Source organism: Dankookia sp. P2, assembly GCF_050632255.1.
Taxonomy (GTDB): Bacteria; Pseudomonadota; Alphaproteobacteria; order Acetobacterales; family Acetobacteraceae; genus Paracraurococcus.
In genome coordinates, this window is sequence record NZ_CP192581.1 from 1,128,596 (window position 1) to 1,152,377 (window position 23,782).

The following is a 23,782-nucleotide window of genomic DNA, read 5'->3' on the forward strand; positions in this document are numbered from 1 at the left end:
GGCGGGGCGAGGTTATCTCACCAGCCGGACCGCCGAGATGATGACTATAGCCGAGGCGTAAGGGTATTCGTCGGTCATGGTCAGGTCGAGTTGCGCCGTATGGCCAGGCGGCGTCATCGCGGCGAGGCGAGCGGCGGCGCCGCCGGTCAGCTGCAGGGTCGGCTTACCGGAGCGCAGGTTCACCACGCCGAGGTCGCGCATGAAGACCCCTGGGCGAAGCCGGTACCGAGCGCCTTGGAGGCTGCCTCCTTCGCTGCGAAGCGCTTCGCATAGGTGCCTGCGCGGAGCTTTTCCGTGCGGCGCTCGGCCTTGGCGCGCTCGACGGGCGTGAATACCCTTTCCAGGAACCGCTCACCGTGTCGCTCCAGCACCTTCTCAAGCCGGCGAATGTCGCAGATGTCGTTGCCGATACCCAGGATCATCCGCGCATTCGCTCCACGCGCAAATTGTCGGCAGGCGCCCGCAGCGCCGCCATAATGCGTTCCAGGTGGCGCAGATCGGTGACCTCGATGTCCAGCAATACCTCGATCGAATCGGCGTCGCGGTGCTGCACCTTCAACCCGCTGACCGCGCCGTCGTTCTGCGCCACCGTCTCGGTCAGCGCGGCGAGGGCCGAATTGCGTGCCCGTGTCTCCACCACCACACGGCCGACCCGGGCGGCGGCCGAGGCCTCGTCCCAGTCGACATCGAGGAACCGCTCGGGCGTTGCAGCAAAATTCCTCGAGTGTGTGGCAATCGGTCGCGTGAATGGTCACGCCCTTGCCCGTGGTGACGATCCCGAGGATACGCTCGCCCGGCAGCGGTGGCAGCAGCCGGCGAAGTGAAAGGGCATTCCGCTGACCAAGCCAGTGACCGGCAGTCCGGCGTTGCCATTTCGGGCGGCACCGGGGCGGTCTGGCCGACCGAGCATCGGGCTGGCGCCGATCCGGCCCCGCGGCCGCGCCAGCGGCAGCGCATCGGCTATGCGCGGTGGGATTCGCAGCTCCGGCACTGCGGCATGCATGACCTCGCGCGCCGAGAGCGAGCCGGAACCAACCACGGTGTAAAGTTCTTCGAGTCCAGCCTGCTTGAGCGGCTTGAGCGCGCCTTCCAGCAGCTTCTCAGTGGCTTCCAGCCCTTCTTGACGAAAGGCTTTGGCTATGGCGGCGCGACCGCCTTCCATGTGCTCCTCGCGCAACCGGGCATGGACGAAGCGGCGGATGCGGGCGCGGGCCTTGCCGGTGACGACGAAGCGTTCCCAGCCCGGGTTGGGCTGGCCGCCGCGGGCGGTGATGATCTCGACCTGGTCGCCGTTCTCCAGCTGGTGGCGCAGCGGGACGATTTTGCCATTGACCTTGGCGCCGACACAGCTGTCGCCGACTTGGCTATGAACCTCGTAGGCAAAGTCGATCGGCGTGGCGCCCCGCGGCAGCTCGATCAGGTCGCCTTTGGGGGAAAAGCAGAAGACCTGGTCGCGGTGCAGTTCGAGCTTGGTGTGGTCTAGGAAGTCCTGCGCGCCCTCGGCATTCTCCAAGATGTCGAGAAGGGCGCGTACCCAGGGGTAGCGCTTGCGGTTGGCGCCGGCGGTGCCCTCCGGACCCTGCTTGTAGATCCAGTGCGCGGCAACGCCGTATTCGGCGACCTCGTGCATGTCGCGTGTGCGGATTTGCACCTCGATCTTGGCGTTGCGCCGCTCCGGCACCGTCACGCCCGTGTGCAACGATTGGTAGCCGTTGGTCTTCGGCGTCGAGATGTAATCCTTGAAGCGTCCTGGCACCACGCGATAAGCATCGTGCACGGCGCCAAGCGCGGCGTAGCAGGCGGCGCGGTCCTCGACGATGACGCGGAAAGCCATAACGTCCGAGAGCGCCTCGAAGGCTACGTTCTTCTTCTGCATCTTCAACCAGATCGAATAGGGCGATTTCTCCCGTCCCACCACGTCCAGCGGTCGCACGCCATGCTGCGACAGCACGCGTTTCAGGTCCTGCTCGATATCCTTGATAAGCCCGGCGCCCTGGCCGCGCAGGAAGGTCAGCCGGGCGGCTATGGTCTGCCGCGCCTCCGGGTGCAACTCCTGGAAGGCGAGCGTCTCCAACTCGGTCTTCAGCGCGTCCATGCCGATGCGCTCGGCCAGCGGGGTGAAGATGTCGAGCGTCTCGCGCGCCGTTTTCCGCCGCTTCTCTGGCTTCTGCACGAAATGCAGGGTGCGCATGTTGTGCAGCCGGTCGGCCAGCTTCACCAGCAGGACACGGATGTCCTCGCTCATGGCTAGGACGAGCTTGCGGAGGTTCTCTGCCTGCTTGGTGCGCTCGGACTGCAACTCGATGCGGGTGAGCTTGGTGACGCCGTCCACCAGCCGGGCGACCTCGGCGCCGAAGCAGCGTTCAATCTGCTTCAGCCCAAAGGAGGTATCCTCGGCGACGTCGTGCAACAGGGCAGTAGCAATGGTCGCACTGTCCAGCCGGTAGTCGGCCAGGATATTCGCCACCGCGATCGGGTGAGTGATGTAAGGGTCGCCGTTCTCGCGCTTCTGCGCGGCGTGCGCCTCGGCGGCTGTCTGGCCGGCGCGTTCCAGCAGCGCGACATCGGCCCGGGGGTCGTAGCCCGCGACCCGGCGGGAGAGTGCCATGGCCTCCTCAAGACCGGGGACCAGCGCAGGCGCGAGGCTCGCGGCGGTGCCTTCCGGCGCGCGCGGCACCGGTGCCTGGAGCGGCCCGGCGTCGCGCGAGGTCAATGGGTCCTCCTCAGCGGCGGCCGCCGCCCAGTTCGGCCGCGATGGCGGCTTCCAGGTCGTCGGGCGACATGTCCTCAAGGCCGGCGCCTTCGGCGGGCAATTCTTCGTTCACGTCCATAACGCCGAAAATATTTTCGTCCGTGGCAATGAGGTCGAGTACCTCCTCCTCCGCCGGTTCCGGCTCGGGCGCGCGCTGCAGCGACTTGATGAGGTCGGCCTCGACTGCGTCGAGCGCTATGGTCTGGTCGGCGATCTCACGCAGGGCAACGACCGGGTTCTTGTCGTTGTCGCGATCGAGGGTCAGTTCCTCACCGCGGCCGATATTCCGGGCGCGCTGCGCCGCTATCAACACCAGCTTGAACCGGTTCGGAATCTGGACAATGCAGTCTTCAACGGTGACGCGTGCCATGACGGCCTCGTGTTCATTTGGGCGGCGGGAAAGGCGGCCCGCGGCAAAGGTCTGCAGGAGAACCTTCCAGATAGCCACCGCGGCCAGCGGATGCAAGCAGGAAGCCCCGCAACGGGCGCCGGCTTACGCCTTGGCACCTAGGCCGTGCCAACTCATCTCAGTTCCGGATCGGCTCCGGCCATGCCTCACCCGGCGGCAGGGCAGCGAGCAAGGCCGCAGCGCCGCACCCCAGCACGGGGTGAACCGCAGCCGGGGGCCACGTCCAATAAGGGTTGCAGTACAAAGCGGCGGAGATGGGCCCGCGGGTGCGGCAGTACCGGGTCCGGCGAGATGCGGCGCAGCCCATCAAGGTCGACCAGATCGAGGTCGAGCACCCGGGGCGCATTGGGATAGGGCCGCTGCCGGCCGGCGCCATCCTCGATCGCGTGCAGCGCCGCCAACAGGCGGTACGGATCGACCACTGCCCCTTCCAGCCGCGCAACCCCATTGACGTAGAGCGGGGCACCCGGCAGGGGTGGAACCGGCACGGTCCGGTACCAAGTCGAGAGGGCACGAAGCCGCAGTCCAGGCAGGGAATCGAGGGACCGCGGCGGCTGCCTGGCAGGTCTGTAGGGGGAATGCCCAGCTTGGTCCGATAAATTCGCGCCCAGGGCGATAAGGATCACGGTTTTCTCGCTTACAAATGGATTTTTCAGCCTTAGTATGGGAAGGTGCCTTTCCGGCATGCACCACATTTCGAGAGCGCACAGCTTGCAGCCCGAGCGTATCGAACAGAATCGCCGTCTTCATCGACGGGGCGAACCTCTACGCCGCTTCCCGGACCCTGGGATTTGACGTGGACTACAAGAACCTGCTGGCGCACTTCCGGCAGCGCTCTTATCTCGTGCGCGCCTACTACTATACGGCGCTGCTCGAGACCGAGGAGTACTCGCCGCTCCGGCCGCTAGTAGATTGGCTCGGCTACAACGGGTATTCCGTGGTCACCAAGCCGGCCAAGGAGTTCACCGACGCAACCGGCCGCCGACGTGTCAAGGGCAGCGTAGACATTGAGATGGCGGTCGACGTTCTCGACCTCACCCCTCGCTCGACCATGTTGTGATCTTCTCCGGCGATGGCGACCTGCGCCGGCTCTGTCAGATCGGTGCAGCGCCGCGGTGTCCGGGTAACGGTCATCTCCACCATCCGCACCCAACCGGCAATGATCGCCGATGACCTTCGCCGCCAGGCAGATGCGTTCATCGACCTCGCCGACCTCGCCGAGCACATCACCCGCCGGCAGGTTGAGCCACGCACGCGGTCCCAGATGCCACCGGCAGCCCGCTCCAGCGCTGCGGTCCGCGCAACCCCGGCAGATCCCTTCCGCGAGACGCCCGACCTGCCGGAATGAGGCTGGCAGTGCCGCCCTGACGCCCCGGCCAGGGCGGCCTAAATCGGCAGCCGCACTCGTGCCCGCAGCCCGCCCAGTGGGCTTTCCTCAAGCACGATGTCGCCGCCATGCGCGCGGACAATGTCGCGGGCGATCGCCAGCCCAAGGCCGGTTCCGTCCGGCGAGCCGCTGTGGAAGGGTCGGAAGGCTTCCTCCCGCTCGGTCGCTGGGATGCCTGGCCCATCGTCATCCACCGTCACCTCGGCCCAGAGCGACTTCTGCTCTCCCCCGGGCCACCTAGCCCGGTCCGCGGCACCGTGCTGACCCCGACCGTGATGCGGCGCGCATGCCGCCGGGCATTGTCCACCAGGTTGCCCAGGCAGCGCCGCACCGCATCGGCACGCAGCGGCATGGCGAGCGCCTCGGGGGCCGCCACCTCGACTTGCGCCCCGCTGCGGCGGGCATTGGCAGCGACCTCCTGCACCAATTCAATCAGGTCGGCCGGACGCGACTGCTCCACCCCTCGCCGCGGGCGAAGGCGAGGTAGGCGGCGGTCATCCGCTCCATCTCCTCGACATCCTGGTTCAGCGCCGCGAGGTCTTCCTCCGTCTCAGCATCGCGCGGCAGCATGGCCAGGGCCAGACGCATCCGGGTCAGCGGCGTCCGCAGGTCGTGGCTGATGCCGGCCAGCATCTCGGTCCGCTGGCCGACGAAGCGGCGGATGCGCTCCTGCATGCGGTTGAAGGCAGCGGCGGCCTGGCGCACCTCGCTCGCCCCCTCTGGCTTCATCGGTCCGACATCGCGGCCGAGCCCAAAGGCCTCCGCCGCCCCGGCCAGCCGGCGGATCGCCCGCACCTGGTTCTTCATGAACAGGATGGCGACACCCGAGAGGATCAGCGCCGAGCCCACCAACCAGATGACGAAGAGGTAGAGCGTCGAGGTGAACAGCCGCTTGCGCGGCGCTTCCACATGCAGCACGCCTTCCGGCAGTTGGACGCGGATGATGATGCTGCGCGGGTCGCTCTGCCAGTCGGTGTCGAAGGGCAGCCGCACGCGCTCCCGGAGCGCATTATTGAGGTCTTCCTCCAGCGGCAGCAGCAGCAGGCTCGCCGGGCGCGCGACGAACTGGATCCGCGCATTCTCCTCATAAGCCAGAGCGAGGTCGAGCCGCCAGGCAGCCTCGCGGAAGATCCAAGACCGGTCCTCCGGGTTCTCGCGCCGCACCAGTTCGACCAGCATCGCCACGTCGCCAGCGACGCCACCGGCCAGCCGGCGGGAGATGACGTCGAGATGCGCGCCGTAGAAAAGCTGCAGCGCTACCGCCTGCAGGATCAGCATCGGCACGAGGATGATCAGGACGGAGCGCGCCAGCAGCCCACGCGGCAGCATGGCCCGCAGAGCACGGGAGACAGGCTTGGGCTTCGGAGTCTGCAGCGTCAAGGCGCGGCGCCCTTCAAGGCCCAGGGCGCAGCACGTAGCCGCGGTGGCGAACGGTATGCAGGAAGCGTGGCTCGCGCGGGTCGGGTTCAATCTTGCGGCGCAGCCGGGTGACCTGCACGTCGACCGCGCGCTCCCCCGCTTCAGGCGTGCCGAGCGCTGCGGCGATCTCCTCGCGGCTCAGCACCTCTCCGGGACGGCGGGCCAGCGCGGCCAGAAGCGCCGCCTCACCGCCGGTCAGGCGGATGGTCCCATCAGGACCCCGCAGTTCCGATCGCTCGGCGTCGAACCAGCGCATGCCGAGCTGAACCGGCGCTTGCGGCAGCAGGGTGGGCGTCGGCGGCGCGGTGCGGCGCAGGATGGTGCGAATGCGCAGCGCCAGTTCGCGCGGGTCAAATGGCTTGGCCAGGTAATCGTCTGCGCCCATCTCGAAGCCCGCGACGCGGTCATCCGGACCGCCGCGGGCGGTCAGCATCAAGACCGGCACGTCGTTGCCGTCGCGCCGCAGCGATTCAACCAGCTCGAGCCCGGTCTCGCCCGGCATCATCACGTCCAGCACCACCAGGTCGAAGGCCATGGCGGCCAGCGCGCCGCGGGCTGCGGCGGCGTCGGCGGCGCTGGTCACACGGAAGCCCTGCTCCGCCAGGTAGCGCTGCAGCAGCGCGCGCAGCCTGGCATCATCGTCCACCACCAGCAGATGGGCATTGTCGGTGGCAAGCTCGGCCGGCATGTCCAGCGAATTCCTCCCCAGGGTCGCGCGCCGCGGTGCAGCGGCGCCCCGCGACTCCATCCTAGTCACCGGCGGTGAGGCTTGCACGGCCGACCGGCCCAGGGCGAGCCAAAGGAGGTGCGCGACCTCAGCCGGTGCGGGCGAGAGACGCGGTGCCGCGGCGGGTTGGGGTGGGTTGCTCCAGCCGTTCGAGCTGCGCCCGCGCTTCCGGCCCCATCAGTCCACGCATGACGCGGCGGAAGCCCTCCACCGCGATCGGACCGGCTTCTCGGTAGGCCTGCATGATCCACTCGCGCTGCCGCTCGAACAGCCGACGCTCCAGCAATTCGCCCTTCGCGGTCAGAGAGAGCAGGCGCTGGCGCCGGTCGTTCCGACCGGTGGCCTGGACGACGTACTCCTCCGCCATCAGCGGGGAGAGGACGCGGGCCAGCGACTGCTTGGTAATGCCGAGGATGCCGAGCAGATCGCCGACCGTGATGCCGGGCCGCCGGCCGACGAAATGCAGGACGCGGTGATGCGCCCGGCCCATGCCGAGCTCGGCCAGGATCTCGTCCGCCCCGGCGGTGAAGTCGCGATAGCCGAAGAAGAGCAGGTCCTGCGCCAGGCGCAGCTCCTCCTCCCGCAGGAACAGCAGGTTGCGGCCGGCGCCGACCGGCGCGCCCACCTGCTGCTCGGCCTTCTGGTCCGTCTGATCGGGCATGGCTGGCATGCTGCGCCGTCTGGCCTCCTATTTGGTCAGTAACGTTGACACATTTTTCCGATCGGGTCTAGTTTACCCCAGCGGCAAGCAACGATATTGCGGAGAACGCGACCATGGCGATGGTTCCTTTCAGCAACCCGATCGGCTCACCAGCGGAGGAGACCGAGTCGCGGCTGCGCCACCGGGTCGTCCCGGCCGGCCTCGCCGCCCTTCGCCGGTGCTGAACGTCTCTCCCGCGACTCATCCGAAAGCCCCATAGGGGCAACAGCACGGCAGCCAGAAGGACCCGAACCATGGGCGATTTTCCGACCACCCGCACCACCAGCCCGAAGCCGAAGCCGGCCGACGAGACGCTCTCCTTCGGCAAGGTGCTGACCGACCACATGTTCCTCATGAACTACGACGAGGGAAAGGGCTGGCACTCCCCGCGCATCGAGCCCTATGGGCCGCTCAGCCTCGACCCCGCGACCTCCGTGCTGCACTACGGCCAGGCGATCTTCGACGGGCTGAAGGCCTTCCGCGGCGACGACGGCAAGATCCGCCTGTTCCGCCCTGACCGGCATGCGGAGCGCTTCAATCGCTCGGCCAAGATCATGTGCATGCCGGAGCTGCCCGTCGACATCATCCGCCAGAGCTTCGATGCTCTGATCGGCGTCGACCATGCCTGGGTGCCGCACATGCCCGGCACCTCGCTCTATCTCCGCCCGACCATCATCGCCACCGACGTCTTCCTCGGCGTCCATCCGGCGCATAGCTACCTGTATTTCCTTATCCTCTCGCCGGTCGGCAGCTACTACTCGGAAGGCGTGAAGCCGGTGCGGATCCTGGCCTCCGACAGCCATGTCCGCGCGGTGAAGGGCGGCACGGGCGAGGCCAAGACGGCGGCCAACTATGCCGCCAGCCTGGCCGGTCAGCGCGACGCAGCCGCCGCCGGCTATACCCAGGTGCTGTATCTGGACGGCGTGCACCGCAAGTACCTGGACGAGGTCGGCACCATGAACATCATGGTCCGCATCGGCGACGAGGTGATCATCCCGCCACTCGCCGGCACCATCCTCGACGGCGTCACCCGCAACAGCGCCCTGACGCTGATGCGCGACTGGGGCCTCAGGATCAGCGAGCGGCCGATCACCATCGACGAGGTGATGCATGCCGGCCGGGATGGCAAACTTACCGAGATGTGGGCACCGGCACCGCTGCGGTGGTCTCCCCGGTCGGCACGCTCGGCTACAAGGGCGAGGACGTGACCATCAACGGCGGTGAGACCGGCGAGGTGACCCGTAAGCTCTACGACAGCATCGTCGGCATCCAGTATGGCCGCACCAACGACCCGCATGGCTGGACCAGCGTCGTGGAGCCGGTCTGATAGGGGCGGGAGGCGGAGCCATGCAGGGCACCGCCTGGTTCGCCTCGGCCGCCGGCTTTGCCTTGGCGATGTCGGCGACGCCCGGGCCGAACAATGCGCTGGTCGCCGCGACGGCGGCGATTTCGGCTTGCGGCGCAGCCTGCCGCAGGTGCTAGGGGTCTCGGTCGGCTTTCCCGCCATGCTGGTTCTGGTGGCCCTTGGTGCGGCGGAATTGCTGCGGGGTGCGCCCGGGCTGATGGCGGCGATGCGCTGGGCCGGGGCGGCCTGGATGCTCTGGCTTGCCTGGGGCATCGCCACCGCGGTGCCGCCAGCGCCGGGAGCGGCGCCGGGGAAGCCGATGACGGCGCTCCAGGCAGCGTTGTTCCAGTGGGTGAACCCCAAAGCCTGGATCATCGCCGGCGGCGCCATCGCCACCTATACCGGCGGCGATGGCGGGCTGCTGAGCGAAGCCCTGGCGCTCGCTGCGCTCTTCGCGGTCGCCGCCTGTGGCAGCCTGCTGGCCTGGGCGGCGCTCGGTGCCGGGACGGCGCGACTGCTGCGCGACCAGGCGGCGCTGCGCTGGTTCAACCGGGTGATGGCGATACTGCTGGTGGCTTCGCTGATCCCGGTCGTGCTGAGCTAGCCTAACGCTTCGGCTCGCCAGCCGGGTCGAGGCCCATGCTGCGGATCGTCGGCCAAGCCGCCGGCGCAGTCAGGAAGGCGATGAAGGCCTTGGCCACCTCCGGCTGCTCGGCGCTCACCGGGATGCCCGCGGAAAAGGAGGTGACGAGTTGGATCGCCTCCGGCAACGGGCCGACCAGCGTGGCGCCGGGGATGCCTAGGATCTCGCTGATCTGCTGGAAGCCGACCGCCGCCTCCCCTGCGGCGACCACTTCCGCCACCCGCCGGGTGCTCGGCACCTTGAAGGCCTTCCCCGCCATCTGCTCGGTGATGCCAAGCCCCTGGAAAAAGCGGGAGGAGATGTAGACCCCGCTGGCGCTGTCCGAGTAGGCGACCGAAGGCGCCGCCAGCAGCATCCGTTTCACAGCCTCGGGCGTAGAGAGGTCGGGCTGCGGCGCGCCCGCTTTCACCACTACCCCGATGCGGGAGAAGACCAGGTCGGTGCGACTGCCCTTCTGCAGCCGACCCTCCGCGATCAGCTTGTCGATCGCCTCGCCGGCGATGATGACCATGTCGGCAGCCTCGCCGCGCGCCAGCCGGTTCGGCACGGCGGTCGGCACCGCACCCATCGAAGCGCCGTAGATCTTGGTGACCTTGTGGCCGGTCGCCTTCTCGAGATTCCGGGGCCAGCGCGTCGAGCGCGCTGTGGAAGCCGCCCGAGCTCATCACCTTTATCTCGGTGGCGAAGGCGGCATCGGTGAGCAGCGGCAGGGCTGCGACGGCAGCCAGAAGGGCGCGGCGAATGGGCAGCATGGCGTGGTTCCTACCTGACGAGCCTCTATTGCGGCCATTCCGCCCCGGCGGCGGAGCGGGCGCAAGCCCCGACCGTTGCCGCGCCGACGCACGGCGGCGCAATCTGCGGCCAGGAAAACACCCAAGGGAGGACACGATGCGGAAAACCATGCTGGCGGCAGCGCTGGCCTGCGGCTTGGCAGGTGCAGCGGCGGCGCAGGGGCGGTTCCCGGAGCTGACGCTCGAGCAGATCACCCCGGAGCAACGCAAGGTGGCTGAGGCGATCATGTCCGGCCCGCGCGGGCGGATGAGCGGCCCTTTCAATGCCTGGCTCCGCAGCCCCGAGATCGCCGACGCGCTGCAGAACGTCGGCGCCAAGGTCCGCTACAAGAGCTCGCTCCCGGCGGCGCTGAACGAGTTCGCCATCCTGATCACGGCGCGCGAATGGACCTCGCAGTATGAGTGGTATGCACATTTCCCGTTGGCAATGAAGGACGGGCTGCCGCCTCGAGGTCGCCGCCGAGCTGGCGTAAGGCCGCAAGCCCGAGGGAATGGACGCCGACACTGCCTTGGTCTGGCAGTTCTGCACCAAGTTGCACCGCAACCGCCGCGTCTCCGACGCCACCTATGCCGCGGCGAAGCAGCGCTTCGGCGAACAAGGCGTGGTCGATCTGATCGCGGTCAGCGGCTACTATGTGACCGTATCGATGACACTGAACGTAGCGCAGGTCGCCCTGCCGCCAGGCGTCGCGCTGCCGCTGCCTGAGTTGAACAAGTAGAAGGCCGGGGAGGAAGTATCCTCCCTGGACCCTACTCTACTTCTGTGAGTCCCGCACCCGCCCCGCGGCGAGTGCCAGACGCGCAAAATAGGAAGGATGGGGTTCACGGAGGGAATACTTTTCCCTCGCCCGCGTCAGCCAAAGGCCCGGAACGCCAGCCAAAGCCCGACCAGCCCGAGCGCAGCCTGGATCACCGTCCGGAACCGCGCATCCGGCATCGCGCGCCGCACTCGCGTGCCGACGGCCATGCCGAGGAAAGCCGGCGCCACGCCCACCAGCGAGGCAAGGCCGAGATCCGGCGGCAGCAGGCCGCCTCCCGCCATCCCGATCGCCAGGGCCAGCGTCGCCAGCAAGGCGCCGAGGCCGAAGCCCTGGACGAAGTGCTGCGGCGGCAGCTTCAGCGCGGCCAGGTAGGGCGCGGCCGGCATAAGGAAGCTGCCGGTCATGCCGGTCAGCAGTCCCGCCGTGCCGCCGACCAGCGGCGAGAGCCAGCGTTCCTGCTCCCGGGTCGGCGTGGGCATGGGGCGGCCGGCAAGCGCCAGCGCAGCGGAGGCGATCAGCAGCAAGCCCAGCAGGCCGGACAGCAGCACCGCATCCGACCGCGCCAGGATCCCGGCACCGGCCAACGTGCCGATCACCGCCGCGACGAGGAAGGGCCAGAGCCGCCGTAGCGCCGGGGCGAGCGCCGGCCCGACCAGCGACTGCCAGACATTGGTCGCCAGGGTCGGAACCAGCATTAGCGCCATGGCCTCGGGCAGCGGCCGGGTCAGGGCCAGCAGGCCTAGAGTCACCGTCGGCAGCCCGGAAGCCGGCTATGCCCTTGACGAAGCCGGCCACGCTGAAGGCGCCGAGCACGAGGGCTGATTCGGCCAAATCGAAGGAGATCATGCGGCCGTCAGGCTAGCCCTGCCGCCGGCTGCAGGATACGGCCAGGCCCGAAGCATCAGGTCGCGGGCTTGGCCAGCGCCGCTTCGATCGCCTGGACCAGTTCGCGCGACTCCGGCCCGGTCTGCGTGGCGAAGCCGCGCACCGTGCGGCCGTCCCGGCCGACCAGGTACTTGTGGAAGTTCCAGCGCGGCGGGCCGCCGCCGCGCTCCGCCAGGAAGGCGAAGACCGGCGCCGCCTGCGCGCCTCGGACATGTGAGACCGTCGTCATCGGGAATCTCGACGTTGTAGTTGGCCTCGCAGAAATCCTTGATCTTCTTGTTGTCCGAGGATTCCTGGTTGAAGTCCTGCGAAGGCACGCCGAGTACCACCAGCCCGCGCGGGCCATAGGTCTCGTGCAGCTTCTGCAGCCCGGCATATTGCGGCGTATAGCCGCAGAAGCTGGCGGTGTTCACCACCAGCACCGCCTTGCCGCGGTAGTCCGAGAGGGCAAGCGGCCCGCCCTCGATCGCCTCCATCCGGAAGTCATAGAGGCTGGCCGAGGCCGCCGCAGCATCGCCCGCCATCAGCAAGCCGCCGAGGATGATCGCACCACGCCGCCCGACCTCAGCCATACCGCTCCTCCGCCCAGGGATCGCCGTTGTTGTGGTAGCCGCGGACCTCCCAGAAGCCGGGCCGGTCCTCGCGCAGCAGCTCGATCCGGGTGACCCATTTCGGGCTCTTCCAGAAGTACAGCCGCGGCAGCACCACCCGCACCGGGCCGCCATGCTGGCGGGTCAGCGGCGCGCCTTCCCAGCTATGCGCCAGCAGCACCTCGTCCGCGGTGAACTCGGACAGCGGCACATTGGTGGTGTAGCCGTCATAGGAGGTGAAGGAGACGAAGCGCGCCTCCTCCTTCGGCCGCGCCATCTCGATCAGGTCGCGGGCGCGCACCCCTGCCAGTGGTTGTCGTAGCGCGACCACTGGGTGACGCAGTGGATGTCGTTGACCAGCTCGGTCTGCGGCAACGCCATGGATCCCGGCAGGGTCAGGCGGACCGGGGCCTGCACCAGCCCCTCCACCCGCAGCCGCCACTTCTCCGGCGAGACGTCCGGCTGCACGCCGAGGTCAAGCACCGGCCAGTCCTTGACCAGCGTCTGGCCGGGCGGCAGGCGGTCGCGGCTGGGGTCCAATTGCGTCCCGGTCAGCAGGCGGCCATCACGCGCCCAGGCCTGCTTTGTCTTGACCAGCTTCTCGCGGATCCTCCCGGTCACCGACACACTGTCGTCGTCGTCTGCCATCACGCTCTCCTGCATCTCTTTACGTGCCGTGCGCGGCGGCGGATGCAAGGGGGCCGGCGCGGCCTCGCCGAAGCGGCTAACCCCGGTTCCGCATCAACCGCGCCTTGTCACGCGCCCAGTCGCGCTCAGCGATCGCATTGCGCTTGTCGTGCTTCTTGCGGCCCTCGGCGACGCCCAGGACTACCTTGGCGACACCCTTGTCGTTGAAGTGGACCTGCAACGGCACGATGGTGGCGCCGTCGCGGGCGATGGCGCCGATCAGCTCGTTCACCTGCTTCTTGTGCAGCAGCAGCTTGCGCGGCCGGCCCGGCTCGAATTTCGCCACCGTGCTGCCGGCCTGCCATTCCGGGATGGTGCAGCCGAAGAGGTACATGGCGCCGTCACGCTCGCCGGCCCAGGCCTCGGACAGGGTGGCGCGGCCGGCCCGAAGCGACTTCACCTCCGGCCCCACCAGCACCAGGCCGGCCTCGATCGTCTCGCCGATCGTGTAGTCGTAGCGCGCCTTCCGGTTCTGCGAGGCGATGCCGTGCGAGATCAGGGTCTTCTTCTTGGGTTCGGCCATGAGCTCAGTTCAAAAGGCCTACGGAGACCATGGCCTCGCGGACCCGCGCCTTCGAGGTGGCGGCGATCGGCGCCATGGGCAGGCGGCAATGGTCGGCGGTCTTGGCCAGCAGGCTTGCAGCATACTTCACAGGGCCGGGGAGGTCTCGCAGAACATCGCGTCGTGCAGCGGCACCAGCCGGTCCTGGATCGCCATCGCCTCGGCGAAGCGGCCGGCGCGCCAAGCCTGGTGCATCTCGGCGCAGAGCCTTGGCGCGACATTGGCGGTGACGCTGATGCAGCCACTGGCCGCCGGCGGCGTTGAAGGACAGCGCCGTGTGGTCCTCGCCCGAAAGCTGGATGAAGTCCTTGCCGCAGGCACGCGTGGCGTGCAGCGGCCGGGTCAGGTTGGCGGTCGCGTCCTTCACGCCGACGATGTTCTTGTGCTTCGCCAGCCGCGCCATGGTCTCGACCGACATGTCGATCACGCTGCGGCCGGGGATGCTGTAGATGAACAGCGGCAGGTCCACCGCATCGGCGATGGCGGTGAAGTGCAGGAACAGGCCTTCCTGGGTCGGCTTGTTGTAGTAGGGCGTCACCACCAGGGTCGCGTCCGCGCCAGCCTTCTTGGCGTGGCGGGCGAAGTCGATCGCCTCGGCCGTGCTATTGCTGCCGGCTCCGGCGATGACGGGCACGCGACCGCGGGTCACCTCGACGCAGATCTCGACGACGCGCTTGTGTTCCTCGTGGCTCAGCGTCGGGCTCTCGCCGGTGGTGCCTACGGGGATCAGGCCTTCCGTCCCCTCGGCAATCTGCCATTCCACGAATTCGGCGAAAGCCTTCTCGTCCAGGGACCCGTCGTCACGCATCGGCGTGATCAGCGCGACCATCGATCCCTTGAACATCTGGCTTTCCTCCGGAAGGGCTAGCTCCGCCCGTTGCGGCCGATTGCGACACATGGGGGCACATGCATCCCGGTGCGGCAGGCGCAGCCGGGCCGAGAACCCAATCATCGGGGCACCCCGGAGCAAGGGCGGCAGCAAGCGTCACCGGATACCGACGCAGATCGGTCACACATCCGCACCGGTTTTGCCCTAAATAGACGGCCATGCGCCGCCGCTCCCTGCTCGTCCTGCCGCTTCTCGCCGCCTCGCCTTTCGGGCCGGCACCGGGCCTCGCCGAACCCACCGCCGTGGCGGGCACCGAGGCGTCGCGCCTGGCTGGCCGCCAGGCAATTGCCCTGGCCCAGGCACAGCGCTGGCCCGAGGCCGAGACGGCGGCGCAAATCGCCGACCCACTGATCCGCAAATACGTCACTTGGCTGCGCCTGCAGCAACGCGGCCAAGCCGCCAGCGCAGCGGAGCTGATCGGCTTCGCCCTCAGCAACCCCGAATGGCTCCAGCCAGGACCTGCTCGGCCGCAGGGTCGAGGAAGCGCTGACCTTCGACCCGGACGACCGCTTGGCGGCCGAATGGTTCGCCGCCCGTGCCCCGCGCAGCCTGGACGGCTACCAGCGACTGGCTGACACACTCGCCCGTGCCGGCCGCGACGCTGAAGCGACCCAGGTCATCCGCACCGGCTGGGCCGAAGCGCCAGCCGATCCGGTTGCCGAGACCGCCTTTCTCACCCGCAACGCAGCCCTGCTGACCCCTGCCGAGCATGGCCGCCGCTTCGACCGCCTGGCCTTGGCTCGCGAGGGCGCTGCCGCGGCCCGGGTGATGCCCTACCTGGACCCGGCCCGGCAGGGCAATGCCGCCGCGCGCCTGGCCTACGCCGCCGATCGGCCGGATGCCGATGCCCCCGGACCTCGCCGCGATCGCGCCCAACGACGCCGGATTGACCCTGGAGCGCGCGCGCTGGCTCCGCCGCCGCGATCTGGACCAGGACGCCGCCGCCGCCTTCACCGCCGGTGCGCGGTTGATCCCCCTGCCCGCCCCTGATACCGCGCGCGCCGCCTGGGCGGAACGGCAGCTGCTCTCGCGCAAGCTGCTCCGTCTGGGCGACCCACGTGCCGCCTATGTCGTCGCCGCCGGACATGGCATCACCGCCGCCGGGGAGCCGCGGCAGGACGCCGAGTTCCTCGCCGGCTTCATCGCGCTGCGCTTCCTGCGCGACGCGCCCGCTGCCGAGCGGCATTTCGCCCGGCTCGGCGAGGACAGCCGCAGCGTCATCACCCGCGCCCGCAGCCAGTACTGGCAAGGCCGGGCGGCGGAAGCGCAGGGGCCGGCGCCCGGGCCCGCGACCGCTACCGGGCCGCGGCCGAATACCCGCTCGCCTTCTATGGCCAGCTTGCCGCGGTCACGCTGGGGGAGGACGGCGCGGCGCTGTCCGCCCGCATCGCCCGCACCCCGGCGCCGCAACCTTCCGTCGCCCAGGCCCAGGCCTTCGGGATGCGGGAGCCGGCCCGGGTGGTGCTCGCCCTGGCCGAGCTCGGCGAGAGCCGCCGCACCCGCCCTTTCCTGCTGCGGCTCGAGGAATTGTCCACCGACCGGGCGGAGAAGGTGCTCGCCGCCCGCCTGGCCCAGCAGATCGGCCGGCCCGACCATGCCGTCTGGGTGGTGCGCCGCGCCGGTGCCGCCGGATTGATGGCCCTGGCCGAGGGCTGGCCCGCCCCCTACCCCGCCCCGCCCGAGGGGCCAGAGCCGGCCCTGGTCTTCGGGATCACGCGGCAGGAGAGCAATTTCGACCCCGAGGCGGTCTCCTCGGCCAATGCCCGCGGACTGATGCAGCTGCTGCCCGCGACCGCGACCGGTGTGGCTAAGCGGCTCGGGCTGCGGCATCAGGTGGGGATGCTGACCACTGACCCGCCGCACAATATGCGCCTCGGCGCCGCCTATCTGGACCAGCTGCTGGTGCGCTTCGGCGGCACACTCCCCTTCGCCATCGCCGGCTACAATGCCGGGCCGGGCCGGGTCGACGAATGGCTTGGCACCTATGGCGACCCGCGCGGCGGCGGCGTCGCCATGCTCGATTGGATGGAGCAGATCCCTTTCAGCGAAACTCGCAACTACGTCCAGCGGGTGATCGAGAACATGGTGATCTACCGCGCGCTCGATGCGCGGTCCGCGGCGCTGGAACACCCGATGACGCAATGGCTACGGGCGCCGGCCTGATGCAGGCTCGCCGCCGCTTCGTCAGCGCCCGGGACGGGCTGCGCCTGGCCGCGCTGGAATGGGCCGGCCCGGCGCATGCCACGCCGCTGCTTTGCCTCTCCGGCATCTCCCGCTCCGCGCTCGACTTCATCCATGTCGCGGAGCATTTCGCTGGGACCCGGCGCATCGTCGCGCTGGACTATGCCGGCCATGGCGAGGAGCGGGCGCGCCGCAAGTCCCGGCCGTTACGCGCCACAGCTGGCGGTCGGGGACGTGCTGGACGCCATGGCGGCGCTGGGCCTGCACCGTGTGGCGCTGCTCGGCACCAGCTTCGGCGGCATCCTCGGCATGGCGCTGGGCACCGTGCGACCGGGCGTGCTGGCCGGACTGGCGCTGAACGACACCGGTCCGGTGCTGCAGAAGGACGGGCTCGATGCCATCGGTGAGATCATCGGCCGCGACCCGGGCTTCGGCTCGCTCAAGGACGCGGTGGCCTTCTTGAAAGCCCGGCTGCCGCCGCTCGGCATTACCGAGGCCGGCTGGCCCGCTGTCGCGGAGCGCACCTATGCGCGCGGCGAGGACGGGCGCTGGCACCCGCGCTGGGATATCCGCATCGCCAGCATCCTGCCGAAGGGCGGCAGCGCCGCGCCCGACCTCTGGCCCTTCTTCCACGCCATCCCGGCCATCCCCAGCCTGCTGGTCTGGGGCCAGGAGAGCACGGTGCTCGCGGCCAGGACGGTGCAGGACATGCGCGCGGCGCGGCCGGGGATGCTGCTGTGCTCGCTACCTGGCATCGGCCATGCGCCGGGCCTCGGCGAGCCGGCTGTGCTGGCAGCGATCGCGCACTGGCTTGACCAGATTCCATGAGGCCGAGGTGACCCCGGGCCAAGGCTTGGCCTATGCGGTCGCCACGCTTGGCGGCATCGGCCGGCTGCGGCCGGCCCCAGGCAGTTGGGGCTCCGCCGTCGTCCTGCCGGCGGTGCTGCTGGGGCCGCACGCATGCCTCGGCCTCGCGGGGCTGGTGACGGCCGCCGGCTTCTGGGCAACGCGGCGGATGCTGGGCGACGACACCACGGCCGACCCATCCTGGGTGGTGGTCGACGAAGGCGCCGGGCAGTTGTTGGCGCTGGCCGCGCTGCCCGCGGGCAGCGGCTTCTATGGCGTGCTGCTGGCCTTCCTGCTGTTCCGGGCCTTCGATATCACCAAGCCCGGCCCGGTTGGCTGGGCCGACCGGCAGCATGGCGCGCGCGGCGTGATGCTGGACGACCTCATTGCCGGCGCGCTCGCCGCAGCGCTGGTCCTGCTCGCCCGTGCCATCCTGCCGGAAGGACTGCTCTGATGCTGCCGCAAGCCACATTGCACGAGTCGCGCGACCTGCTGGCGCTGCTGCAATCCCGGGGCATGACATTGGCCACCGCCGAAAGCTGCACCGGCGGGCTGATCGCCGCGGCGCTGACCGCCATCGCCGGCAGTTCGGCCGTCGTCACGCATGGCTTCGTCACCTATTCAAACGAGGCCAAACGCGACGTGCTCGGCATCCCGTGGGGTGTGATCGAGGGGTATGGCGCTGTCAGCGAACCGGTGGCGCGGCGGATGGCCGAAGGTGCGCTGGCCCGCAGCGGTGCCGATGTCGCGGTCAGCTGCACCGGCATCGCCGGGCCGGGCGGCGCCACGCCGGGCAAGCCGGTCGGGCTGGTGCATATGGGAGTGGCAATGCGGGGCGAGACGCGGGCGATCCGCCGGGTGTTCCCCGGTGACCGGACTGCGGTGCGTGCGGCCACCGTCGCCGAGGTCTTCGCGCTTGCAGCGAGCGGTGCTAGAGCGATTTGCCGGGAGGGCGTGAACGCCCGGACGTCTGAATCTCCTCTGAAACCGCTGTAGCCGGCTGATCAGCGCGGCGGCCCGGCCGGCGCCGCCGGGGCGAAGATCGGCGAGGCTGCCGCGGCGTTGACAATCACCGCCGCGTCCTCCGGCAGCAGGAAGCCGGCCTGTTCCCGCCGCTTGCGCCGCGGCGCGGACATGGTTCACGTAGTCGGCGTTGTCCCTGTAGAGCACGGCAAGGCGCTCCGGCGGGAAGGCGCGGTAGGCACCGACCAGCGAGCAGCTGAAATTCCCCAGTGGCGCATTCTGCAGGCCGTGCACCCCAAGCGGCGCGGCGATGTCGAGGTAGCCGGATGCCGCCCAGCGCATTGCCGTCCGCGTCGCGGCGGGGGACCTGCACCACCGCCTGCGGTAGGGCCTTCGGCGCCTGCAGCACGCCGGCACCCTCCGGCGCCGGCTCCAGCGGCATCAGCGTGGTCGGCGGCGGCGGGAGATTGGCGACGACCCAGCCATCCAGGTGCAGCAGGGTCGAACGCGCCACCGGCGCCCAGTCGAGGCGGCCGGGCGGCAGGGTGCAGCCCTTGGCCTCCACCACCGTCGCATGCGACGAGCCCGCCACGTCGTACATCCGGACATTGTCGGGTAGCGGCAGGTCGGCGGTCCCCTGCCCGCCGGTGCGGCCGAGCGAGGCGCGGATCGAGGCGTAGTCGACCTGCGAGTTGATCAGCACCATGCGCGGCGGCACCTCGCCGCGTGCCTCGGCCGCCACGACGATCTCGCCGATGGTCAGCTTGCCGTCGTGCACGCCGGGGAATCCGGCTGGGCAAAGCTCGGCGCGCCATCGGCCGAGGAACCCGGCCCGGTGCCCGAGCGCAGGATCGGCAGCAGCCCGGCGCCGGAGACGAAAACATGCATGCCGTCGAAGACCCGGCGGCCTTCAGCCTGGTTGAAACCGTGCAGCAGAAAGGTCTTCAGGAAGCGCCCGTCCTGCGACTTGCCGGTGGCGATCGCGCGGCTGATGCGGCCGGCAAGTGGGTTCGGCGCGGCGGCATGCGCGAGGAAGTCGCCCGCGTCGCGTACGATGGCAAAGCCGGCGCCCTCCACGAAGCGGGTCTTGCCATCCGGGTCGGTGAAGCGCGGCAGGTCGGCTCCCTGGCCAAGTTCCCAGTGCACCTCGGCGATGGCGAAGCCCTGGTCCTCAAGGAAGCCCGTCCCCGGCTCGAGATTCCCGGATTGCAACGGTAGGCCACGCGGGCTGTTGTAGAGCGCGTTGGCGTAGGGCTTGCCGCGGTTCGGCACATCTAGCAGCAGGGCGCCATTGCCGCGGACCGGGTCCATCGGCAGAAAGAGGATGACCTTGGCGCTGTACTCGACCATGCCGCGGATGTTGCGGCCGGCCTTCTCCAGGTCGGGGATCACGCTCTCGGTCGGGGCCAACTCGCCGTGGATCATGCCGTCCCAGCGCTGGTAATCGCCAGCACGGAAGCTGCCATAAGGTTGCTTCGCGGTGATCTCCAGCCGGGTGACCTTGGCTTCGGCGGGCCGGGCGAGGCCGGCGAGGAGCAGCGCGGCGGCAAGGCTGGCAAAGATCTTAATAGGGGTTTCCTGCCGGATTTTCCGGCAGCCTAGGCGGGATGCGGCCGCATCGCCAGCCCGCCGGCCCCTCACTCGCCGCTCAGTCCGCGCGCACGGATCAGGCCGCGCCACGCCTCGATCTCCTCGACCACCAGGGTGCGCGAAGCGGCCGGAGCGCTGGGGTCGACCTCGCCATCAGTCAGTTCCTCGAGCTTGGTCCGCACCGCGGGCTGGGCCAGGGCGCGCAGCAGCGCCGCATGGATGATGGCGACGACCGGTGCGGGCGTCGCCGCAGGAGCGGCGAGGCCGGCCCAGGTATAGGAGCGGAAGCCGGGGAAGCCGACCTGGCGACCGTCGGGATCGCCGGGAAACGGCCGCTGCGCCGGTCAGCCGTCACCGCTAGGCCGCGCAGCCGCGGATCCTGCAGCATCCCCATGGCGCCCACCGAGGTGCTGACCATCAGCGGTAGCTCGCCACCCAGCACCGCGGTGATCCCGGCGACATCGCTGCGATAGGGCACCTGGCCCATTTCGATGCCTGCGGCGGCGCTGAACAACTCCCCGGTCAGGTGGTGCGAGGAGCCCGGGCCGAGTGTGCCATATTGCACCGCGCCCGGCCTCGCCTTCGCCGCGGCGATGAGGCCGGCGAGGTCGCGCCAGGATCCCTCCGCCCGGGCGACCAGGACGAAGGCATACCGCAGTGCGACGCTGATCCAGACGAAACCGTCCACCGGGTCGAAGCCCACTGCCTTGCCGAAGGCCGCCGCCACGCCATGGCTGCCGGTCAGCAGGCCGAGCGTGTGGCCATCGGCCGGGGCGCGGGCCAGGGCGGCGGAGGCGATGTTGCCGCCAGCGCCGGGGCGGGGCTCGACTATCACCGGCCGGCCCAGCACCTCGGACATTGGTGGCGCCAGGATACGGCAGATGGTGTCCGCAGCGCCGCCCGGACCGAAGCCATGCAGCAGGGTAATGCTACGGTCCGGCGCCCAGCCTTGAGCCCGCGCGACGGCGGGTGCGGCCAACGCCGCCAGCAGCAGCCGTCGCGTCAGCACCATCTTAAACCAGCGCCCGGTAGGCCAGCTGCCGCATGGCGTAGCGGTATTGGATGCAGCCGGAAGGCGCCTGCAGCATCAGCACGGCGTAGAAGTCCTCCTTCGGGTCGCTCCAAAATAGGTGCCATGGACGCCGCCGCAAAGATAGTTTCCGACACTGCCCGGCGCCGGGCTGCGGCCCTGCGCCATCCGCACCGCGAAGCCGAACCCGAAGCCGTAGCCCGTGACAGGCGCCGGGGCGAGGCCGCCGAAGCGCACCAGGAGTCCGGGGCCGTATTGCGTTCCCTCCGGCAGGTGGTTGCCGGTCATGAGCTCGGTGGTGCCGCGCGACGCCAGCTCCGCCTCCCCCAGCCGGCCGCCGTTCAGCAGCATCTGGCAGAGGCGGGCATAGCCCATGGCGGTCGAGACCATGTCGCTGCCGCCGGAGCACATGCGCGGCTTCTCCAAAGCGTCTGGAATCGCTTGGCGGGCATTCGTGACCGGATCGGCCTGGAGGCGGGCGGCGCCCCGAAGCCGGTATCCGTCAGGCCGAGTGGGGCAAAGATGCGGGGCGCGTATGAAGGCGCCGAGGTCCTGGCCGGAGACCACCTCGACGATGCGGCCGACCGCGTCGGTGGCGTGGCTGAATTCCGATGTAGTGCCGAGCTGGAACATCAGCGGCTGGAGGCCAGCCGGATGATGAACTCGGCCGAGGTCAGGCTGCGGTCGGCGACCTTCGCGGCGATGTAGGCCGATTGCCGCCGCAACCGATGGCGACGACGGCGCCAGGGATCCTGGCCGGCATCTTCCGGTTGTACGGCGCAGGCGAGCGGGCCGGGATCGATTGCCGCAGCGGCAGGGCGGATGAGCGAGGCGGCCCCCGCAGTTGCGAAGGCGGCACGTCGACGCAGCATGAAGCGGCGTTTTCCCTGGGCTTGGTTGTTGTCAGGAAGCTTCACGCCCACGTCCCGGTGGGTCAAACATCGCCGAGGCGGAAGGCGTCGGCGATGCGGCGCACCGTGCCATCGGCAGCGACGAGCAGGAGGTCGAAGCGCATACCCGCTTCGCCATGGCCCGGATTCTCCGCCAGCCAGCATTCGGCCGCGGCGGCGAGGCGGGCGCGTTGCCGCGCACCGAGCGCATGCGCCGCCTCGGTCAGGCTCGGCCGCGCCTTTACCTCGATGAAGGCGAGCAGCCCTTCCTGCTCGGCGACGAGGTCAAGCTCGCCCGCCGGGGTGCGCGCGCGGCGTGCCAGGATGGTCCAGCCTTGCGAGGTGAGCGCCGCCGCGGCGGAGTCTTCCGCGCCGCGCCCGGCGGCATCGGCACGCGCGCCGCGCAAGCGGCGAATCGGGTTGGCTGACATCGTCATCGCGTCGGAGTCCGCCACAATGCGCAGCGGACTCCGAGAAAAGTGAGAATGGGTACCGGGGGAGAGAATCCCTCCCTCCCCTGGTCGGTCACGCCGCGAGCGCCTCGCGGATGAGCCCGACCGCCTCCTCGATCATCGGCGCGGTGACGTCGAGATGCGTGCAGGCCCGCACCCGCCCCCCGAGGCCGCTGACCGCGACGCCCTGCATGATCAGCCGCTCCTGCAGCGTCGCCACGTCGACGCCGGCGCCCTTGATGTCGAAGAACACCAGGTTGGTGTCTGGCTCCTCCACCACCACGCCGGGGATCTGCGCCAGGCCGCGGGCGAGCGCCTTGGCATTGGCATGGTCCTCGGCGAGCCGGTCGATATGGTGATCGAGTGCGTAGAGGCAGCCGGCAGCGCAAAGCCCGGCTTGGCGCATCGAGCCGCCGAGCCGCTGCTTCCAGCGCCAGGCGGCGCCGATGAACTCGGTCGACCCGCAGAGCACCGCGCCTAGCGGCGCGCCGAGACCCTTGGTGAAATCGAGCCAGACGCTGTCATAGTTGGCGACCATGTCCTTCGGGGCGATGCCGGCAGCGACGCAGGCATTCATCAGCCGAGCGCCGTCCATATGCGTCGCCCACCCCTGCGCATGCGCGATCCCGGCGACCGCGTTGAGCTGCGCCAGCGGCCAAACCGCGCCGCCGCCGATATTCGCGGTCTGCTCGACCTCGAGCAGCCGTTGCGGTGGGTGTAGCGCGTGCGCGGGCGGATCGCAGCGCGCAGGTCGTCGGCACTGAACATGCCGCGTGGCCCCTTCAGCCCCATGATCTGCGCGCCGGTCAGTGCGGCATGGGTGCCGCCTTCAGAGGTGAGGATATGTGCGGTCTCGTGAGCGACGATCTCATCGCCTTTCTGGCAATGGGTTAGGATGGCGACGACGTTGCACATCGTGCCGGAGGGCAGGAACATCGCCGCCTCCTTCCCCATCAGCACGGCCATGCGGTCGCACAGGGCGTGGACGGTCGGGTCGTCGCCATGCTGCTCGTCGCCGACCTCGGCCCGCATCATCGCGTCCTTCATCGCCGCGGTTGGCCGGGTCTGGGTATCCGAATAGAGGTTGATGCGGGTGCGCGGCGCGCCGACCGGTGGGCGGGGCGGAGCATGGACCATGACGGGATTCCCTTCTTCGGGCCACAAGCTGCGACGGCCCAGGCTGGCTGTCCACCCGGGGAAACGAGCGCGGTACAGGCTCGCTCCGCGCCAAATCATTGCCGGCATGGCAAGAGCGCAGGACTACACCCGATTACCGAACATCC

The 23,782-nt window shown here is 69.5% G+C and carries 26 protein-coding genes and 9 pseudogenes; 12 read left to right on the plus strand and 23 right to left on the minus strand.

From position 1 onward, the window contains the following. Positions 1–12: 12 nt before the first annotated feature. From acpS to folK, 4 genes and pseudogenes are all read right to left on the minus strand, one after another. Positions 13–422, minus strand: a pseudogene (acpS, locus tag ACQ86J_RS06725) (holo-ACP synthase). Continuing rightward, positions 419–2,608: pseudogene (locus ACQ86J_RS06730) on the minus strand (RelA/SpoT family protein). Before ACQ86J_RS06730 ends, acpS begins: the two co-directional pseudogenes overlap by 4 nt. 115 nt (positions 2,609–2,723) lie before the next feature. Then, positions 2,724–3,122, minus strand: coding sequence for a DNA-directed RNA polymerase subunit omega (gene rpoZ / locus ACQ86J_RS06735; RefSeq protein WP_431272321.1), 399 nt, complete (start codon positions 3,120–3,122; stop codon positions 2,724–2,726). Between the two features lie 185 nt (positions 3,123–3,307). Then, a complete protein-coding gene (gene folK / locus ACQ86J_RS06740) occupies positions 3,308–3,856 on the minus strand; it encodes a 2-amino-4-hydroxy-6-hydroxymethyldihydropteridine diphosphokinase (RefSeq protein WP_431270515.1) in 549 nt (182 codons plus the stop codon). Between the two features lie 41 nt (positions 3,857–3,897). Between folK and ACQ86J_RS06745 the strand changes: the two are divergent. Further along, positions 3,898–4,509 (plus strand): annotated as a pseudogene (locus ACQ86J_RS06745) (NYN domain-containing protein). 38 nt (positions 4,510–4,547) lie between these two features. On the opposite strand, the gene ACQ86J_RS06750 reads toward ACQ86J_RS06745, so the two are convergent. The 5 genes from ACQ86J_RS06750 to ACQ86J_RS06770 all read right to left on the minus strand — a co-directional run bounded on the left by ACQ86J_RS06750 (position 4,548) and on the right by ACQ86J_RS06770 (position 7,355). Then, positions 4,548–4,748, minus strand: coding sequence for an ATP-binding protein (locus ACQ86J_RS06750; RefSeq protein ID WP_431270516.1), 201 nt, complete (start codon positions 4,746–4,748; stop codon positions 4,548–4,550). After that, entirely contained in the window at positions 4,745–4,972 is a 228-nt protein-coding gene (locus ACQ86J_RS06755; RefSeq protein WP_431270517.1) for a hypothetical protein, read from the minus strand. The genes ACQ86J_RS06750 and ACQ86J_RS06755 overlap by 4 nt, the downstream gene beginning before the upstream one ends. Before the next feature lie 8 nt (positions 4,973–4,980). Beyond that, the gene (locus ACQ86J_RS06760) at positions 4,981–5,877 is read right to left on the minus strand and encodes a histidine kinase dimerization/phospho-acceptor domain-containing protein (protein WP_431270518.1); all 897 of its coding nucleotides are present in this window, start codon (positions 5,875–5,877) and stop codon (positions 4,981–4,983) included. A gap of 64 nt (positions 5,878–5,941) precedes the next feature. Beyond that, entirely contained in the window at positions 5,942–6,655 is a 714-nt protein-coding gene (locus ACQ86J_RS06765) for a response regulator (RefSeq protein ID WP_431270519.1), read from the minus strand. A 127-nt stretch (positions 6,656–6,782) separates the two neighbouring features. Continuing rightward, on the minus strand, positions 6,783–7,355 hold the full coding sequence (locus ACQ86J_RS06770) for a MarR family winged helix-turn-helix transcriptional regulator (RefSeq protein WP_431270520.1): 573 nt from the start codon (positions 7,353–7,355) through the stop codon (positions 6,783–6,785). 293 nt (positions 7,356–7,648) lie between these two features. Between ACQ86J_RS06770 and ACQ86J_RS06775 the strand changes: the two genes are divergently transcribed. Genes ACQ86J_RS06775 through ACQ86J_RS06790 form a run of 4 tightly spaced genes read left to right on the plus strand, consistent with a single transcriptional unit; the run spans position 7,649 to position 9,343 of the window. After that, on the plus strand, positions 7,649–8,602 hold the full coding sequence (locus tag ACQ86J_RS06775; protein WP_431270521.1) for a branched-chain amino acid aminotransferase: 954 nt from the start codon (positions 7,649–7,651) through the stop codon (positions 8,600–8,602). After that, on the plus strand, positions 8,557–8,721 hold the full coding sequence (locus tag ACQ86J_RS06780; RefSeq protein WP_431270522.1) for a hypothetical protein: 165 nt from the start codon (positions 8,557–8,559) through the stop codon (positions 8,719–8,721). The genes ACQ86J_RS06775 and ACQ86J_RS06780 overlap by 46 nt, the downstream gene beginning before the upstream one ends. 20 nt (positions 8,722–8,741) lie before the next feature. Then, positions 8,742–8,876 (plus strand): hypothetical protein, encoded by a 135-nt coding sequence (locus ACQ86J_RS06785; protein WP_431270523.1) that lies wholly within the window; start codon positions 8,742–8,744, stop codon positions 8,874–8,876. Then, the gene (locus ACQ86J_RS06790) at positions 8,849–9,343 is read left to right on the plus strand and encodes a LysE family translocator (protein WP_431270524.1); all 495 of its coding nucleotides are present in this window, start codon (positions 8,849–8,851) and stop codon (positions 9,341–9,343) included. Before ACQ86J_RS06785 ends, ACQ86J_RS06790 begins: the two co-directional genes overlap by 28 nt. Position 9,344: 1 nt before the next feature. On the opposite strand, the gene ACQ86J_RS06795 is transcribed toward ACQ86J_RS06790, so the two are convergent. Continuing rightward, positions 9,345–9,950, minus strand: coding sequence for a substrate-binding domain-containing protein (locus ACQ86J_RS06795; protein ID WP_431270525.1), 606 nt, complete (start codon positions 9,948–9,950; stop codon positions 9,345–9,347). Between the two features lie 714 nt (positions 9,951–10,664). Here ACQ86J_RS06795 and ACQ86J_RS06800 point away from each other — a divergent pair. Further along, positions 10,665–10,892: a hypothetical protein gene (locus ACQ86J_RS06800; RefSeq protein ID WP_431270526.1), complete on the plus strand. Its 228-nt coding sequence runs from the start codon at positions 10,665–10,667 to the stop codon at positions 10,890–10,892. A gap of 134 nt (positions 10,893–11,026) precedes the next feature. Here ACQ86J_RS06800 and ACQ86J_RS06805 read toward each other — a convergent pair whose 3' ends face one another. From ACQ86J_RS06805 to dapA, 5 genes and pseudogenes are all read right to left on the minus strand, one after another. Continuing rightward, positions 11,027–11,683 carry a TSUP family transporter gene (locus ACQ86J_RS06805; protein WP_431270527.1) on the minus strand — a complete coding sequence of 219 codons (657 nt, stop codon included), beginning with the start codon at positions 11,681–11,683 and terminating at the stop codon, positions 11,027–11,029. 93 nt (positions 11,684–11,776) lie between these two features. Continuing rightward, positions 11,777–12,391, minus strand: a complete 615-nt coding sequence (locus ACQ86J_RS06810; protein WP_431270528.1) for a redoxin domain-containing protein — start codon at positions 12,389–12,391, stop codon at positions 11,777–11,779. Beyond that, positions 12,384–13,072: pseudogene (locus ACQ86J_RS06815) on the minus strand (sulfite oxidase-like oxidoreductase). The gene ACQ86J_RS06810 and the pseudogene ACQ86J_RS06815 overlap by 8 nt, the downstream one beginning before the upstream one ends. Before the next feature lie 61 nt (positions 13,073–13,133). Continuing rightward, positions 13,134–13,619 carry an SsrA-binding protein SmpB gene (gene smpB, locus ACQ86J_RS06820; RefSeq protein ID WP_431270529.1) on the minus strand — a complete coding sequence of 162 codons (486 nt, stop codon included), beginning with the start codon at positions 13,617–13,619 and terminating at the stop codon, positions 13,134–13,136. Between the two features lie 4 nt (positions 13,620–13,623). Then, positions 13,624–14,502: pseudogene (dapA, locus tag ACQ86J_RS06825) on the minus strand (4-hydroxy-tetrahydrodipicolinate synthase). A gap of 203 nt (positions 14,503–14,705) precedes the next feature. Between dapA and ACQ86J_RS06830 the strand changes: the two are divergent. The 6 genes from ACQ86J_RS06830 (at position 14,706) to ACQ86J_RS06855 (ending at position 18,570) form a co-directional block, all read left to right on the plus strand. Continuing rightward, positions 14,706–15,122, plus strand: a complete 417-nt coding sequence (locus tag ACQ86J_RS06830) for a hypothetical protein (protein ID WP_431270530.1) — start codon at positions 14,706–14,708, stop codon at positions 15,120–15,122. Then, positions 15,058–15,537 (plus strand): hypothetical protein, encoded by a 480-nt coding sequence (locus ACQ86J_RS06835; RefSeq protein ID WP_431270531.1) that lies wholly within the window; start codon positions 15,058–15,060, stop codon positions 15,535–15,537. The genes ACQ86J_RS06830 and ACQ86J_RS06835 overlap by 65 nt, the downstream gene beginning before the upstream one ends. Positions 15,538–15,987: 450 nt before the next feature. After that, a complete protein-coding gene (locus ACQ86J_RS06840; protein ID WP_431270532.1) occupies positions 15,988–16,710 on the plus strand; it encodes a lytic transglycosylase domain-containing protein in 723 nt (240 codons plus the stop codon). Between the two features lie 252 nt (positions 16,711–16,962). Beyond that, positions 16,963–17,556 (plus strand): alpha/beta fold hydrolase, encoded by a 594-nt coding sequence (locus tag ACQ86J_RS06845; RefSeq protein WP_431270533.1) that lies wholly within the window; start codon positions 16,963–16,965, stop codon positions 17,554–17,556. Beyond that, positions 17,540–18,028, plus strand: coding sequence for a phosphatidylglycerophosphatase A family protein (locus ACQ86J_RS06850; RefSeq protein ID WP_431270534.1), 489 nt, complete (start codon positions 17,540–17,542; stop codon positions 18,026–18,028). Before ACQ86J_RS06845 ends, ACQ86J_RS06850 begins: the two co-directional genes overlap by 17 nt. Further along, positions 18,028–18,570 (plus strand): CinA family protein, encoded by a 543-nt coding sequence (locus ACQ86J_RS06855; RefSeq protein WP_431270535.1) that lies wholly within the window; start codon positions 18,028–18,030, stop codon positions 18,568–18,570. Before ACQ86J_RS06850 ends, ACQ86J_RS06855 begins: the two co-directional genes overlap by 1 nt. Positions 18,571–18,744: 174 nt before the next feature. Here the strand turns inward: ACQ86J_RS06855 and ACQ86J_RS06860 are convergent. From ACQ86J_RS06860 to ACQ86J_RS06895, 8 genes and pseudogenes are all read right to left on the minus strand, one after another. After that, a pseudogene (locus ACQ86J_RS06860) lies at positions 18,745–18,879 on the minus strand (hypothetical protein); the annotation flags it as partial. Between the two features lie 25 nt (positions 18,880–18,904). After that, positions 18,905–19,243, minus strand: a pseudogene (locus ACQ86J_RS06865) (alpha/beta hydrolase domain-containing protein); the annotation flags it as partial. Positions 19,244–19,296: 53 nt separating this feature from the next. Then, positions 19,297–20,178 carry an alpha/beta hydrolase domain-containing protein gene (locus ACQ86J_RS06870; protein WP_431270536.1) on the minus strand — a complete coding sequence of 294 codons (882 nt, stop codon included), beginning with the start codon at positions 20,176–20,178 and terminating at the stop codon, positions 19,297–19,299. Further along, positions 20,175–21,139: pseudogene (locus tag ACQ86J_RS06875) on the minus strand (tripartite tricarboxylate transporter substrate-binding protein). Before ACQ86J_RS06875 ends, ACQ86J_RS06870 begins: the two are co-directional and overlap by 4 nt. Positions 21,140–21,214: 75 nt before the next feature. Continuing rightward, a complete protein-coding gene (locus ACQ86J_RS06880; RefSeq protein ID WP_431270537.1) occupies positions 21,215–21,790 on the minus strand; it encodes a hypothetical protein in 576 nt (191 codons plus the stop codon). Then, entirely contained in the window at positions 21,790–22,074 is a 285-nt protein-coding gene (locus ACQ86J_RS06885) for a hypothetical protein (protein ID WP_431270538.1), read from the minus strand. Before ACQ86J_RS06885 ends, ACQ86J_RS06880 begins: the two co-directional genes overlap by 1 nt. Positions 22,075–22,091: 17 nt before the next feature. After that, a complete protein-coding gene (locus tag ACQ86J_RS06890; protein ID WP_431270539.1) occupies positions 22,092–22,484 on the minus strand; it encodes a YraN family protein in 393 nt (130 codons plus the stop codon). Positions 22,485–22,572: 88 nt separating this feature from the next. Beyond that, a pseudogene (locus tag ACQ86J_RS06895) lies at positions 22,573–23,744 on the minus strand (threonine aldolase family protein). Positions 23,745–23,782 lie beyond the last annotated feature (38 nt).

What these genes read in the sequence shown, in the direction of transcription:
- rpoZ (WP_431272321.1), bottom strand. Translation starts at nt 3,122, where the DNA reads ATGGCACGCGTCACCGTTGAAGACTGCATTGTCCAGATTCCGAACCGG.
- folK (WP_431270515.1), bottom strand. Translation starts at nt 3,856, where the DNA reads ATGTGGTGCATGCCGGAAAGGCACCTTCCCATACTAAGGCTGAAAAAT.
- ACQ86J_RS06760 (WP_431270518.1), bottom strand. Translation starts at nt 5,877, where the DNA reads ATGCTGCCGCGTGGGCTGCTGGCGCGCTCCGTCCTGATCATCCTCGTG.
- ACQ86J_RS06765 (WP_431270519.1), bottom strand. Translation starts at nt 6,655, where the DNA reads ATGCCGGCCGAGCTTGCCACCGACAATGCCCATCTGCTGGTGGTGGAC.
- ACQ86J_RS06770 (WP_431270520.1), bottom strand. Translation starts at nt 7,355, where the DNA reads ATGCCCGATCAGACGGACCAGAAGGCCGAGCAGCAGGTGGGCGCGCCG.
- ACQ86J_RS06775 (WP_431270521.1), top strand. Translation starts at nt 7,649, where the DNA reads ATGGGCGATTTTCCGACCACCCGCACCACCAGCCCGAAGCCGAAGCCG.
- ACQ86J_RS06785 (WP_431270523.1), top strand. Translation starts at nt 8,742, where the DNA reads ATGCAGGGCACCGCCTGGTTCGCCTCGGCCGCCGGCTTTGCCTTGGCG.
- ACQ86J_RS06795 (WP_431270525.1), bottom strand. Translation starts at nt 9,950, where the DNA reads ATGGGTGCGGTGCCGACCGCCGTGCCGAACCGGCTGGCGCGCGGCGAG.
- ACQ86J_RS06800 (WP_431270526.1), top strand. Translation starts at nt 10,665, where the DNA reads ATGGACGCCGACACTGCCTTGGTCTGGCAGTTCTGCACCAAGTTGCAC.
- ACQ86J_RS06810 (WP_431270528.1), bottom strand. Translation starts at nt 12,391, where the DNA reads ATGGCTGAGGTCGGGCGGCGTGGTGCGATCATCCTCGGCGGCTTGCTG.
- smpB (WP_431270529.1), bottom strand. Translation starts at nt 13,619, where the DNA reads ATGGCCGAACCCAAGAAGAAGACCCTGATCTCGCACGGCATCGCCTCG.
- ACQ86J_RS06830 (WP_431270530.1), top strand. Translation starts at nt 14,706, where the DNA reads ATGCGCCGCCGCTCCCTGCTCGTCCTGCCGCTTCTCGCCGCCTCGCCT.
- ACQ86J_RS06840 (WP_431270532.1), top strand. Translation starts at nt 15,988, where the DNA reads ATGCGGGAGCCGGCCCGGGTGGTGCTCGCCCTGGCCGAGCTCGGCGAG.
- ACQ86J_RS06855 (WP_431270535.1), top strand. Translation starts at nt 18,028, where the DNA reads ATGCTGCCGCAAGCCACATTGCACGAGTCGCGCGACCTGCTGGCGCTG.
- ACQ86J_RS06880 (WP_431270537.1), bottom strand. Translation starts at nt 21,790, where the DNA reads ATGTTCCAGCTCGGCACTACATCGGAATTCAGCCACGCCACCGACGCG.
- ACQ86J_RS06890 (WP_431270539.1), bottom strand. Translation starts at nt 22,484, where the DNA reads ATGACGATGTCAGCCAACCCGATTCGCCGCTTGCGCGGCGCGCGTGCC.